General features: G+C 44.4%; 13 protein-coding genes and 1 pseudogene. 6 read left to right on the forward strand and 8 right to left on the reverse strand.

Going from position 1 to position 12,554, the window contains the following annotated elements; translation table 11 throughout:
• Positions 1-447 precede the first annotated feature (447 nt).
• The 8 genes and pseudogenes from ABID29_RS11810 to ABID29_RS11845 all read right to left on the reverse strand — a co-directional run bounded on the left by ABID29_RS11810 (position 448) and on the right by ABID29_RS11845 (position 7,450).
• Positions 448-1,410, reverse strand: coding sequence for an aromatic acid exporter family protein (locus ABID29_RS11810; protein ID WP_354366318.1), 963 nt, complete (start codon positions 1,408-1,410; stop codon positions 448-450).
• Between the two features lie 19 nt (positions 1,411-1,429).
• Entirely contained in the window at positions 1,430-2,122 is a 693-nt protein-coding gene (locus ABID29_RS11815; RefSeq protein ID WP_354366319.1) for a 5'-methylthioadenosine/adenosylhomocysteine nucleosidase, read from the reverse strand.
• Between the two features lie 11 nt (positions 2,123-2,133).
• Positions 2,134-2,439 carry a cell wall synthase accessory phosphoprotein MacP gene (macP, locus tag ABID29_RS11820; RefSeq protein WP_354366320.1) on the reverse strand — a complete coding sequence of 102 codons (306 nt, stop codon included), beginning with the start codon at positions 2,437-2,439 and terminating at the stop codon, positions 2,134-2,136.
• On the reverse strand, positions 2,414-2,992 hold the full coding sequence (locus tag ABID29_RS11825) for an NUDIX hydrolase (protein WP_354366321.1): 579 nt from the start codon (positions 2,990-2,992) through the stop codon (positions 2,414-2,416). Before ABID29_RS11825 ends, macP begins: the two co-directional genes overlap by 26 nt.
• A 177-nt stretch (positions 2,993-3,169) precedes the next feature.
• Positions 3,170-4,549: a bifunctional UDP-N-acetylglucosamine diphosphorylase/glucosamine-1-phosphate N-acetyltransferase GlmU gene (gene glmU / locus ABID29_RS11830; RefSeq protein WP_168548402.1), complete on the reverse strand. Its 1,380-nt coding sequence runs from the start codon at positions 4,547-4,549 to the stop codon at positions 3,170-3,172.
• Between the two features lie 381 nt (positions 4,550-4,930).
• The gene (locus ABID29_RS11835) at positions 4,931-5,260 is read right to left on the reverse strand and encodes a hypothetical protein (RefSeq protein WP_354366322.1); all 330 of its coding nucleotides are present in this window, start codon (positions 5,258-5,260) and stop codon (positions 4,931-4,933) included.
• An 82-nt stretch (positions 5,261-5,342) separates the two neighbouring features.
• A pseudogene (locus ABID29_RS11840) lies at positions 5,343-6,308 on the reverse strand (Gfo/Idh/MocA family protein).
• Positions 6,309-6,361: 53 nt separating this feature from the next.
• On the reverse strand, positions 6,362-7,450 hold the full coding sequence (locus ABID29_RS11845) for an NADH-dependent flavin oxidoreductase (RefSeq protein WP_354366323.1): 1,089 nt from the start codon (positions 7,448-7,450) through the stop codon (positions 6,362-6,364).
• 129 nt (positions 7,451-7,579) lie between these two features.
• Here ABID29_RS11845 and ABID29_RS11850 point away from each other — a divergent pair, with 129 nt between their 5' ends.
• From ABID29_RS11850 to ABID29_RS11875, 6 genes are all read left to right on the forward strand, one after another.
• The gene (locus ABID29_RS11850; RefSeq protein WP_354366324.1) at positions 7,580-8,218 is read left to right on the forward strand and encodes a TetR/AcrR family transcriptional regulator; all 639 of its coding nucleotides are present in this window, start codon (positions 7,580-7,582) and stop codon (positions 8,216-8,218) included.
• Positions 8,219-8,959: 741 nt separating this feature from the next.
• Entirely contained in the window at positions 8,960-9,172 is a 213-nt protein-coding gene (locus ABID29_RS11855) for a hypothetical protein (RefSeq protein WP_354366325.1), read from the forward strand.
• Positions 9,156-10,043: an ABC transporter ATP-binding protein gene (locus tag ABID29_RS11860; RefSeq protein ID WP_354366326.1), complete on the forward strand. Its 888-nt coding sequence runs from the start codon at positions 9,156-9,158 to the stop codon at positions 10,041-10,043. Before ABID29_RS11855 ends, ABID29_RS11860 begins: the two co-directional genes overlap by 17 nt.
• Positions 10,040-10,771: an ABC transporter permease gene (locus ABID29_RS11865; RefSeq protein ID WP_354366327.1), complete on the forward strand. Its 732-nt coding sequence runs from the start codon at positions 10,040-10,042 to the stop codon at positions 10,769-10,771. The genes ABID29_RS11860 and ABID29_RS11865 overlap by 4 nt, the downstream gene beginning before the upstream one ends.
• Complete coding sequence (locus ABID29_RS11870; RefSeq protein WP_354366328.1) at positions 10,771-11,868, forward strand: sensor histidine kinase; 1,098 nt, start codon at positions 10,771-10,773, stop codon at positions 11,866-11,868. Before ABID29_RS11865 ends, ABID29_RS11870 begins: the two co-directional genes overlap by 1 nt.
• Positions 11,865-12,461 carry a response regulator transcription factor gene (locus ABID29_RS11875; RefSeq protein ID WP_354366329.1) on the forward strand — a complete coding sequence of 199 codons (597 nt, stop codon included), beginning with the start codon at positions 11,865-11,867 and terminating at the stop codon, positions 12,459-12,461. Before ABID29_RS11870 ends, ABID29_RS11875 begins: the two co-directional genes overlap by 4 nt.
• Positions 12,462-12,554 lie beyond the last annotated feature (93 nt).

Genomic DNA, 12,554 nt, shown 5'->3' on the forward strand with positions numbered 1-12,554 from the left:
AGCTTTGATTTTTCAAAGCTGCTTTTAACTCGTTAAGGTTATCTTGGGTGAATAAGTTTGTCATGTCTCTATTATAACATCTATTTTTGATTTTGTTTTAGTATTAGGCGTTTTCCTTTTTTCTCAATTTGCGTGTTACTGGCACTAACCAACAATCAAAATCTGGTTTAATGGGTGGTTGGTTATCGAATGATTATCTGTTTAAATGAGACAACACCCCATCTTCGAAAGGACCATTATAGCCAGATTTTGAATTTAAATCAGGAGGAGAATATCGAAAAAAAGTCCTTAGCCTCACTGCCTCATTTCAAGTCTCTAATTGGAACGGCCTATCTCGGACTGTTGAAATCCTGACAGTTGACAAACATCCCACTTCGGACAAACTCAGAAAATGACAAACCTATGAAAGATTGAGTCCTCCTGTCTTTTTCGAAACCGGTGCGATGATCAGGCAAACATCTCCCTCTTTCCTTGATACTCTTGATAAAAATCTATTTTCAGTTGGATGAAGCGTGTGAGGTCTGTTAAAAGTTGAAAGAGAATAGCTCTAGTTTCAAATTCCTCTCTAGTTTTAGGGAGATCACGTTCTCTGAACTGCTTTAGCATCGCTTCGATATCTTGCAAGAGGTAGGTCGCAGGATTAGACTCGCTGAGTTGGTCTGCCGTCAATTCAAAAAGACTGGCTAGGAGTTTCGCTTCTATTGTGGCTAGGTGACAGGACTCCAAGTTATGAGACATGATGTTCAAGAGTTGCACTTGATCTTGGCGCATGTCTAAATAGTGCAGGTCATAATCCGTTTGGCTGAAGAGCTGATTATCCCGTTCTTGATAAACCGTCTTCTTAGACTCAGCAATCAAAGCCTCTAAATCTTCCAAGCGATTTCTCGTTACCTCTTGCTCCTGACGAAGGAGGGCTGACAGGAGCAAGAGCTGTTCTTTTAGTTGGGATTCGATGTTTGACCGCGCTGCAATAATGCTCTCTTGCCGAGAAGGCATATAAGTGTGAAGTAAGATAGCCATCCCTGTTCCCAGCATCATGAGTAGCGCTTCATTTCCCAAAAATGGCAGACTAAGGTCTCTTGACAGCCAAAGATGCGTAACTAAAACCGAACAAGGAGCAATAGCTGGCTTAAAATCAAAACGATAGGCAAAGGCGACAAAAGCTGTCAGATAAAGCAAAAAGGCTGACAGTTGGAATCCGAGCACAGAGAAACTTAGCACACCAAGAACCAAGGCAACCACGGTTGACATAAGACGCTGCCAAGCGATTCTTAAGGATGACTTACGCGTATCTAAAACGCTCAGCATGGCAATAATTCCAGCTGAGCTTGCATTGTCTAGGCCTAAATAGTGAGCTAAAGCGACAGCCAACCCTGTTGCTCCAACGATTTTCAAAATCTGTAGGCGCATGCCATTCTCCTATTTTAAATCAAATCAGACGATGTAGCAAGGCGATGAGGACTTCTGCAGATTGTCGACCCGCCTGCATAATGAAGGCATCAAAACTCACATTAGCATCATGATTGGCGGTGTCGCTCATCGCTCGCACCACTAAGCAGGGCTTTCCAGTAGCATGAGCCGCTTGGGCTATGGCCGCCCCTTCCATTTCAACAGCTAATACCTCTGGAAAATAGGCTTTAATTTGATCAATCTTATCTTGACTAGCCACAAAACTATCGCCCGTCGCAATCAATCCGATATGACTTGAGAGGGCAAACTCCGCCAGAACCTTGCGCATTTCGGCAACTAGGTAAGCACTCGTCTCATAGTAAAGAGGCTGGCTAGCCATTTGCCCATAAGCATAGCCGAAAGCCGTTACATCGACATCATGATATACCAATTGATCCGCTACCACCAAGTCACCAACAGCTAGTCCTTGAGCGACTGCTCCTGCAGACCCTGTATTGATCAGCGCATCAACCTTATAATAATCTACCAAAACAGCTACACTCATGGCTGACATGACCTTCCCAATCCCACTCTCAACCAGAACAACTTCATGGCGACCGATATAGCCTGTGTGGTAGACTTTGCCAAGATTTAAGTGTTTTTGCCCATCCTGCAAGACCTCCAACAGAGCCTTGAGCTCCTCTGGCATGGCTGCGATAATTCCAATCTTCATTTGACTTCTCCTTATAGGTAAATAATGGCTAAGACCAAGGCAAGCCCTAAAATCAGGAGAATTGCCAAAATCTGGTTCAACTTACTCTGGAAAACACTACGCTTTTCATTCTCAATCCGCCGACTTTTAATAATACTGGGAATAACCTCGATCCGGCTCGTCAGACTTTCTGGCTCATCGCTATGTTCAAATTCTTCAAAATCTCGGCGATCGAAATGAATCTCTTTAGTGGCTTGTTGATCCAAATACGTGTCCTTTAGCTGGTCATCGTAACCTGCTTGAGCTAGAATATCATCTGTCAGCAAGGGCTTTCGCATGGCCATTTCCTCTCATTAGTTCAAAATATTGTATGGCAATGATGGTCTTAGCATCGACAATTTCACCCGTTAAAATCGCTTGCTTAGCCTCATCCAAGGTCAAATAAAGGAGTTCTATCGTTTCATCCGCATCTTTTTCTCTCGGATTTTCAACCTTCGTTAACCCCTTAGCGACATACAAACGTAAGCGCTCATCACAAAAACCGATGGCAGAGTAAAAATCATAGAGCAACTCCAACCCTTCTGCCGTATAACCGGTTTCTTCCTCCAATTCCCTAAGAGCCGCTGCTGCCTCACTCCCTGCTTCACCGACTTCTAGTTTCCCGGCAGGAATTTCCAAACTGAGGCGTTCAATAGCCTTACGGTATTGCTTGACCAAAATAATCTTATCTTCAGGTGTTATTGCAAGGACACAGACGGCCCCTTTATGGAAGATCAGCTCGCGCTTGGCCTGGCCAAGACCATTTGGCAACTCGACATCATCCACAGCGACCGTAAAAATCTTGCCTTCAAAAATGGTCTCACGACGAATCGTTTTTTCTTCAAATTCCATTTATGTCTCCTTTGCGGTTAGGGCGCCTAACCAAGCCCCTTCCCTTAAGCATGCTCTGTCTCCGTTTCCCCAAGCAATTCCTTAGAAACGGACTTCGCTAACTCAACAAGCTTCGCACATCACTTTCTTCTTTCTAGAAAATGACAACTTTCCCTTCAGCTATTAGGGTTCTGCGCTTTAGTGATTGTTTGGGTGATGGGGTTTGGATTTGGCGTAATCTTCTTTATTGACCTGGCGACCACGCCCTAGCGCCACAGCATCATCCGGCACATCCTCCGTAATGGTTGATCCTGCTGCTACCAGAGCATTTTGCCCAATACGAACAGGAGCCACGATCGTCGCATTTGACCCTACGAAAGCATTGTCGCCAACTTCTGTTTGATACTTATTTTGACCATCGTAGTTAACAGTAATGGTTCCTGCACCAAAATTGACATGGCTTCCTACTGTTGAATTGCCAATATAGGTCAGGTGCCCTGCCTTGGTGTACTCACCAATGGTTGATCCCTTGATTTCCACAAAGTTCCCGATATGGGCTTCGCGTTTGATGATACTGCCTGGACGAATATGAGCGTAAGGTCCCATGGTAACACCATCCGCCACCTCTGCCTCTTCGATCACTGACGCTGTAATCACCGTATTTTTTCCCACAATACTATCGACGATATAGGTATTATTGGTCAGGAGGGATCCCGCACCAATTCTTGTCCGACCTTTCAAGGTTACATTAGCTTCAATAGCTACATCAGCCTCAATCTCTACATCCACATCAATATAAGTGGCGTAAGGATCAATAAAAGTCACCCCATTAACCATATGCTGGCTGTTGATTCGCTGACGCATGACCCGTTCAGCAGTGGCCAAGGCAAGACGATCATTAACCCCTAGACTTTCATTAAAATCTTTGAGCTTGAATGCACCGACCTTTTCTCCAGCCTGACGGAAGATCGAAATAACATCTGTCAGGTAGTATTCCCCTTGGGCGTTATCCGTGTTCGTTTCTTTTAAGGCCTCAAAAAGGCGCTTGTTATCAAACAAGTAAGTTCCTGTATTAATTTCAGTAATCTTTTGCTCGTAGTGATTGGCATCTTTTTGCTCCACAATTTTGATGACTTCGTCCTTATCATTGCGGATAATCCGGCCATAGCCAAAGGGATTGTCTGCCTCGGCTGTCAAGATGGTGGCCACATTCTTATGACTCACATGGTAATCAATCAGCTCCTTGAGGCTATCCCCAGTGATCAAGGGAGTATCCCCAGCAATGACTATGGTCTGACCATCAGCTTCCAGGAGTTCTGGCTCTGCCATCATGACTGCATGACCTGTTCCTAATTGTTCCGTCTGCTCGGCAAAAAAGGTTTTGTTCTCCAAGACGTCTCGGACCAATTCCCCCTTGTGTCCTACAATAGTCACAATCTTCTCAGGAGAAATCGCCTGAACGGCACGATAAACATGCTCCAACATGGAAATCCCTGCCACTTTGTGCAAGACCTTTGGCAAATCAGACTTCATGCGGGTTCCTTTACCCGCTGCGAGGATAATGGCGTAATTTGACATGTGTGTTTCTCAATTCTGTATAAAATTAGAGAGTGAGACAGAAATCGGTCATTCGTAAGAATGCGATGTCGTCCCACCTCCGCACAGCTCAAACAGTCAGGAAAGTGACTGTTTGAGGTTGGAAATTTGGGAAAGACATTTCCCTCATTCGTTAGGGCTGTAAAAGCTGATAAAATCAGCGTATTAGAGCCCACTAGCAGTGGCTCATTGGTGCTAAAGCGCCTAATGAACTGTGCAGGGGCAACTCTAAAACTGGCAAAGCCAGTGAGAGTTACTCCCAACCACTGCGTTTTGTTTAGTTCGTTATAATAAAAAAATGCAGAAACTAGAGCTTTTGCCCCAGCCTCTTGCATTATACCATAAAATAGTGAAAGTGTTAAGCTAGATCCCAATCCCGATACCGTAAAAGTGGAGATTGCCTTGTACCTGATCCATGTGAAAGGCATCGTAGGCTCGCCAAGCTTTCTTAGCTGGTTGAGTCAGCTCTGCCGCCCCTAGCCCAACTGAAACCGAAAAGCTCTTATGAAAACGCTCAAGAGCAATCAGAACTGTATTATCTGCTGTTTTGCTTTTGCGGACAACAGCTAGCACCTCATCCAGCAATTCGCGCATACGGCGGTCATCGTAAGAGTTTGGTGCCGTTGTCTCAAACTGACCTTGTAGGTCTTCCAAGAGGCGCAAAGCGTCTCGAATCACTTGTATATCTACCATGATAAACACCTCTTTCGTTAATGGATGACTTTATCATACGCCTTTGTGATAAAAAATTCAAGCAAAAAGAGGTCAAGAATGACTAACCGTTCGTACTCGTCGCCATCTCCAAGACTGCCATCACTGCTCGGCTATGGTCGAGGGAAGACTTGGCTGCGGTGGTATCTCCTGTACGTATCACCTCTTCAAAAGCCACAAACTCGGCATACATGCGGTGATGTGGACTGTTATGGTCGCTGGTCTGGCTATCCTGCCCATTGAGGGTTAGGGTGACTGATGGCATGGCGTTGGTTGCCCCATTGACCGTCAACGACCCCTTATCGCCTTGGATGGTGGAGCTGATGACCGCTGAGCTGTCTTTTGACCCGATACAGACTGCCTTGAACTGCCCGTAATCCATGGTCAGAATACCTGACGTGTCCACTCCCCGCTCCATATTTGGCAGATAGGTGGCTGACAGGGGTTTGCCAAAAAGCCCCACGACCAGATGAATGTTGTAGATATTTAAGTCACGCAGAGCCCCGCCACCCATCTCTGGGTTGAAAGCTGGAGCAATTTCCCCTCGCTTAAAGGCATCGTAGCGGGAGCTGTACTGGGAGTAGTTGCAGGTCACGATTTTGATGTCCCCCAGCTGGGCGAGCTGGTCTTTCATGTACTGGAAATTCCCCAGATACTGGTTGGTAATGGCTTCTAGCAGGAATAATTTTTTCTGCTCTGCTATTGTGACCAAATCCTCCAACTCATGCGCACGCAGGGTAAAAGGCTTCTAGCAAATGACGTGCTTGCCAGCCAGAAGCGCCTGACGGGCATAGTCGTAGTGGGTGTGATTGGGCGTGCCGATGTAGATGGTGTCAATGGCAGAGCTGGTCAAAATGTCTTCGTAGTCACTGGTCGCAAGCGGTATCCCATACTGGCTTGCCAGCTCCTGAGCAGTCGCGAGACTGCGTGGCGTGGACAAAATCCCCCCAAGCTCAATGCCCTCAATCGTCGTTAAAACAGGCAAGACCTCCTTGACAATCATGCCTGTGCCGAGTAATCCTAGTTTCATGGTGTCTCCTTTAAGTCTTATTTCTTAACTAGAATACAATAAATTTCATCCCTTTACTCGTCTGAGTCCTCAATGACAAACCAGTTACCTGAAGCCTTAAGTTGGTGCCATAGCTTATCTGGCAATTGCAACTCTGCGATCCGCTTAGGTGACAAGGTCTGATGGGGTTCCTCGCCACGTTCAATCTTACTTACCCAGTTTAAATCAGTGATCAATCCATGTCCAATAGCCATCAAATCCGCTCCCTCCGCCTTAACGTCTTGCACCGTACGTTCGTTAACGATGCCTCCTGCTACCATCAGAGAGACACGACCAGCTATCACATCTGAAAATAAACGTGTATAGGTCTTATCACTCCCCTTCGGTCGTGATTGACTCGCTCCCGCCAAGGACAAGTGAAGGTAATCAACACCTTGCTCAACAAGACGCTCTGCTAGTTCAAGCGTTTCCTCTACTTTCAGGCCAGTTGCCAGCGGCTCATCTGGCGACACACGGTACCCTAGAATAAAAGGACGAGTTGCTTCTTTAGCGATAACACGCTGAACTTCTGCAACCACAGCTAAGGGAAATCGTAAACGATTATCGAGAGTGCCGCCCCACTGGTCTTTCCTCTGATTAAAGTGAGGAGATAAGAAATTTTGAAGCAAAAAGCCATGCGCTCCATGAAGTTCAATCCCATCAAATCCAGCCATAATTGCCCGATGTGCCGCCTGACCATATTCGACAATCGTCCTCTGAATGTCTGACTCGCTCATTTCACGCGGTGTCAAGGACGGAGCGAAAGCTGTCGCTTCTGTTGTCACAGGACTGGCACTCATGATATCGTCCGTCAAACTCGGTAAAGCCTTGTTTCCTGCATGATTAATCTGTAATACAGCAACCGCACCGCCTGCCTTTATTTTTTCGGCTAATTGAGCTAATCGTGGAATAAAACGGTCATCGTAAACACCGATTTCATTCGTAAAACCAATGCCATTCTCAGAAATATGGGCACATCCTGTAATGACCATACCCACTTCCTTGCTCCTAGCAGCGTAATATGCCAGCTCTTGTTCTGATACGCTATAGTCGTCATCGCTAGACCAAGTGGTCATCGGTGCCATTACATAGGCATTCCGTAGGTTTAGTCGTCCTTTTTTCATCAATTTTTCTCCCTGATTAGTTTTTATCAACACAGTGTCAACAAAAACAATATACCACACAATAGACACAGTGTCAACAATATTGACAAATTAATTAAAAAAAAGTATGATAGATGAAAAGGAGGCACTATGGGACAAAAACGCGCACGCACCCCTCAGGAAATCGACGATAGAAAGCAGTTAATTTTAGAGCGGGCAAAAGAACTATTTTTAACGATAGACTATGCTGATCTGACTTTAGTGGCCATCGCCAAGGATCTTGAACTCTCTAGGCCAGCTGTCTACCACTACTTTCGCTCAAAAGAAGAGCTCTTTTTAGCCTTACTAAAAGAGGAGTACCTTGCTTGTGAGCAACGACTACAAGAAGCACTCCCACACCGCGTGTCTCAAGAGCAATTTTGCCAAAGCCTAGTCGACTGTGCTTTTGATAGCCCCCTCTTTATCAAGTTACTTTCCCTACATGCTTCTGCATTGGAAGCCAAACTTGGTTATGACTTCACCTATCAGTTCAAAAAAGACACCCTACCTTTTTTCAAAACTATCTATCGTCTAATTTGCCAGCAATTCCCTCAGGCTTCAGAAGCCAGTATTCGGATCTTTATGACTCAGTACAATCTTCTAATGACGACTTGCTACCAATATAGTCATATTCCAGATGATCAGCGCCAAATCATGGCTGAACTCAAACCATTTGGCGACTTACCCTTCCTTGAGGCTCGACAATTTTTTAGTCAAACACTTTACAGTCTAATAGAAAAAGTCCAGTAGTAAAAAATGAATGATAACACTTAGTTACAAAAACTATTTATCATTCATTTTTTTACTATATATTTGGAAAGTGGGATAAAACAAAATAAGTTAAAAAGAGTTCCTCTTACCAGCCTATTGCTAAGGTTTAGGTTGAGACTGGAGCAAAAGGATATTATCTCTCCATTTTTATCGTTCATGGCATAAAGCACAGTGATTGAGGCCTTCAAAACATACAAGCCTTAAAAACGGTAAAGCATGGTTTCACAACAACTCAATCCTCCACTCTGCTGATTTCATCAGCTGAGTAGTCCTCGTTTCCTAACATCTCCTCTTCGTTTTTATGATTTAGCAATTTTTGCCACTCGTCGTGCCGTGATGAGGGGGATCACGATACAAGGGAATACCTTAACATTAAGTAACTTCCTAAAAAGAGTTTTGAAGCAGCTGTTTTGTTGAAAACAATATAGCCCTCCGCTCATAATGCTCGTCACCAAGCTTTTTGGCTCAAGCGGTCAGAAGAGAGTATAGCAGTATCCAAACACGGTTGCGAGAAGGAATGGCTTGTGCCACCACTTCCTCGCATCAGCCGACAAAATTAGGCGCTATACGTCTCCCTAATACTTTGCATCATCTGGGTCTGCTGAATCTTTTATATTAAGCTTATGACAAATGTCATATGGTTCTTATGACATCTGGAACTGCCACTAAGGCGAACAAAGGAGTATCCTAGACTTATCGAAAAGAAAGGACAGCAGAGACATGAAAAAATTTATCCTATGGATTCTCATCCTAATCGTCATTGGAAATATCCTTCGCCTAGGCATTACGCGTCAAGAAATGAGCCCCGCGCAGCCTTTAGTATGGTTACTCGGAACGATCTGGTTTATCCTGTTTGCCATCTATGAGTTAGTTCCGCTGGTTGTAAACTGGCTAGAAGAAAGAAGGGGGACTCGCTATGACCAAAGTCATTGAAGTGAAGAATCTTGGAAAGACTATCAAAGGGAAGTCCATTTTATCAGATCTAAATTTTGATGTTTATCAAGGAGACTGTGTTGCTTTAATTGGCCCAAACGGAGCTGGGAAGACGACTTTGATGTCTTGTTTACTGGGAGATAAATTGGCTAGTCAAGGCACAATCACCATCCAGGGACTACCTGTCCGTCACCCAACGTTACGGACACAGATGGCAGTCTTGTCACAGGAAAATCGCGTACCAGGAAATCTCAAGGTGCAGGAATTACTGGACTTTTTTAAGTCGGTTGCTCATCAGCCTTTGTCAGATGGTGTGATTGACGCTTATTTACAGTTTTCTCCGGAACAGAAAAAGCAGTTGGCTGATAAATTATCCGGTGGACAAAAGCGGCTATTGTCTTTTGTTCTCTGCTTGATTGGGCAACCTAGCATTATCTTTTTAGATGAACCGACAGCAGGGATGGATACCTCGACGCGTCAGCGGTTTTGGGAAATCATCTCCCAGCTTAAATCAGCAGGTCGTACCATTATCTATTCTTCGCACTATATTGAAGAAGTCGAGCATACCGCAGAGCGCATTTTGGTTTTGCATCAGGGAAAACTTTTGAAAGACACGACACCATTTGCCATGCGGCGGGAAGACAATGAAAAGGAAGTGACCTTGTCAAAAGACTACCTAGATGTCGTTCGCGAATTACCAATCCTTTATGATGTCGAAATCAAAACCGATGTTATTCGCTTTATGACAAAGGACATTGATAAGTTATGGGATATTTTGCAAGAGCATGGTTGTAGAATTACTGATATTGAGGTGCAAAATAAAACCTTGCTCCATACCCTATTTGACAAGACACAGGAGGACGAACAATGAAAGCCTTATTAAGAATCGAATGGATAAAAACTTGGCGAGAATGGCCTAACTTTATCATGGCAATTGGGATGCCTGTTGGCTTCTTTCTTTTCTACTCTGGCATGCCAATGTCTAATAGTCCTGAGGGGCAAAGAGCTATTGTCCAGTCCTTCATGCTAACCATGACAGCTTTCTCCATGTCTAGTTTCGGCTTTTTTACCTTCCCTTTTATGTTAGTTGAAGATCAGAGGGAAAATTGGCTGACTTATATTGAACATTCTAGCCTTCCTATCTGGAAATATTACCTGTCTAAAATTGCCCGTGTCCTCTTGAATTTCACCATTTCAATCCTTGTGACCTTTTTAATTGGTGCTTTTTTCCGCGATGTGACCATGCCTGCTGAACGCTGGATTGGGTCTGTCGGTCTACTCCTATTTGGAAGTTTAATTTTTCTCTCCTTTGGTCTTCTAATCGCTCAGATTCCATCCACACAGACCATGTCCATTGTGGCTAATATTGCCTTTCTTGGACTTGCGATTATCGGCGGGTCTTGGATGCCTATTGAGACCTTTCCAGACTGGATGCAGACTATTTCCAAATGGACACCAATGTATCATGTCAATCAGCTAGTAGTCCAATTCGCAGCAACTGGTGATGTCTTGTGGAAATCCTTCCTCAGTATCATCGCCTATGCTATAATAATAACAGGTATTGCACTGATGATTAAAAACAAAACTGAGGTGAAATAATGTTTCGCTCTTTCAAACAAACCGACCCCCTTTATTATGTGGGGTTGGTCTTTCTGATTTTTCCACTGGGTGGAATTGCTTGGTTTGGTTATCCTATGTGGACGCTTGGCCCGTCTATTCTTTTTGGATTTGCCTACATGGCTATCATCCATATCAAAAATGATTATCCAAAAATTATCGCTTTCCTCTGGTTTTACCTGTTAGGTTATATTGTCTGGATGTCCTGTTTTATTGAAGGGTCCATGATGTGGTTTTTGTTCTTTCTCGTCAATCTCTTAGTCTGGAGATTTGGAGATTCACTAAAAAGTTATCGCTTTATCTCCTTTATGCTGGGAATTATAATAGTGACGATTGTGGGCTTCATTCGTTCAACGTCAACGTTTAATAAAGTCTACTTCTTTCTGATTGCGATTTTCATCTTAGCTATGTTTTATACCCAATATCAAAGTCAAGTTGAAGAAGAAATGAAACAGGAACTCTACAAGCAAAATGAAACCATCAATCTCCTTGCTGCTGAAAACGAGCGCAACCGTATCGGTCGTGATTTGCACGATACGCTAGGGCATACCTTTGCCATGCTCAGCGTCAAAACAGAGCTCGCTTTAAAACAGCTGGATAAGGAAAACCTAACAGCTGTGCAAAAGGAACTTCAAGACATCAACCAGATCAGCAAGACTTCCATGAAGGAGGTCCGTGAGCTCATCAACAACCTCAAATTTAGGACGGTTACTGAAGAGTTGTCAGCCATCCAGGAGATGTTTGCCTTGTCTGGTGTGACCTTGACGATTGCCAATGACCTGATAACCGACCAGTTATCGCCAGTCATCCAGTCCACCATGACCATGATTTTACGGGAGTTGGCAACCAATATCATCAAGCATGCAGGCGCCAGCTCTTGTCAGATTCAGCTCTATCGCGAAAAAGGGCTTGTGATTGAGGTGATCGATGATGGCTGTGGTTTTGCTCATTTAACAGGTCAGGAATTGCATTCTATCCGAGAGCGTCTGCAGTTAGTTAAGGGAACGGTTGAGATTGTCTCCCAGAGTCAGCCAACCCATATCCGTGTCACCTTAGAAGAAGGGAGTACTTCACTATGAAACTTTTAGTTGCTGAAGATCAATCCATGTTGCGCGATGCCATGTGCCAACTGTTACTGATGGAAGATGATGTCGATGAGATTTTTCAAGCTAGCAATGGTGCAGACGCGATAGAACTGTTGCAAAAGAAAACTGTCGATGTGGCCATTTTAGATGTTGAGATGCCAGAAAAGACGGGCCTTGATGTCTTGGAATGGGTGCGGGCTAATCAGGCTATTAAAGTGATCATTGTGACCACCTTTAAGCGTCCGGGTTATTTTGAACGAGCCATTAAACTTGGCGTCGATGCCTATGTGCTTAAGGAGCGCTCTGTTTCAGACTTAATGGCCACTATCCATAAGGTCCTAGACGGTCAAAAAGAATACTCGCCTGAACTGATGGAGGGGATTTTTCACCACTCCAATCCGCTGACCGAGCAAGAAAGCAAGTTACTCAGCTTGATTGCCCAAGGCTTGTCCAACAAGGAAATTGCCCAGAAACTTTTTCTGTCCGAAGGAACGGTCCGCAACTATGTGACCAATATCCTTGGCAAGTTGGCTGCTGATAACCGGACTGAGGCGGTAAAAGTTGCACAGGAAAATGGCTGGATTTAAAAAGAGGCTGGGCAAAAACTAGTTTCAGAATAGACAAAAACGAGCATTTCCGCAGTTGGAGATGCTCGTTTTCCCATGTCATGGTTTATAATT

It is taken from the genome of Streptococcus rupicaprae, from assembly GCF_040545225.1.
GTDB lineage: Bacteria > Bacillota > Bacilli > Lactobacillales > Streptococcaceae > Streptococcus > Streptococcus rupicaprae.

Bases quoted from the DNA above. Each gene is read 5' to 3' on its own strand.
- ABID29_RS11815 (WP_354366319.1), bottom strand. From the start codon at position 2,122: ATGAAGATTGGAATTATCGCAGCCATGCCAGAGGAGCTCAAGGCTCTG.
- ABID29_RS11860 (WP_354366326.1), top strand. From the start codon at position 9,156: ATGACCAAAGTCATTGAAGTGAAGAATCTTGGAAAGACTATCAAAGGG.
- glmU (WP_168548402.1), bottom strand. From the start codon at position 4,549: ATGTCAAATTACGCCATTATCCTCGCAGCGGGTAAAGGAACCCGCATG.
- ABID29_RS11835 (WP_354366322.1), bottom strand. From the start codon at position 5,260: ATGGTAGATATACAAGTGATTCGAGACGCTTTGCGCCTCTTGGAAGAC.
- ABID29_RS11865 (WP_354366327.1), top strand. From the start codon at position 10,040: ATGAAAGCCTTATTAAGAATCGAATGGATAAAAACTTGGCGAGAATGG.
- ABID29_RS11810 (WP_354366318.1), bottom strand. From the start codon at position 1,410: ATGCGCCTACAGATTTTGAAAATCGTTGGAGCAACAGGGTTGGCTGTC.
- ABID29_RS11870 (WP_354366328.1), top strand. From the start codon at position 10,771: ATGTTTCGCTCTTTCAAACAAACCGACCCCCTTTATTATGTGGGGTTG.
- ABID29_RS11875 (WP_354366329.1), top strand. From the start codon at position 11,865: ATGAAACTTTTAGTTGCTGAAGATCAATCCATGTTGCGCGATGCCATG.
- macP (WP_354366320.1), bottom strand. From the start codon at position 2,439: ATGCGAAAGCCCTTGCTGACAGATGATATTCTAGCTCAAGCAGGTTAC.
- ABID29_RS11845 (WP_354366323.1), bottom strand. From the start codon at position 7,450: ATGAAAAAAGGACGACTAAACCTACGGAATGCCTATGTAATGGCACCG.
- ABID29_RS11855 (WP_354366325.1), top strand. From the start codon at position 8,960: ATGAAAAAATTTATCCTATGGATTCTCATCCTAATCGTCATTGGAAAT.
- ABID29_RS11825 (WP_354366321.1), bottom strand. From the start codon at position 2,992: ATGGAATTTGAAGAAAAAACGATTCGTCGTGAGACCATTTTTGAAGGC.
- ABID29_RS11850 (WP_354366324.1), top strand. From the start codon at position 7,580: ATGGGACAAAAACGCGCACGCACCCCTCAGGAAATCGACGATAGAAAG.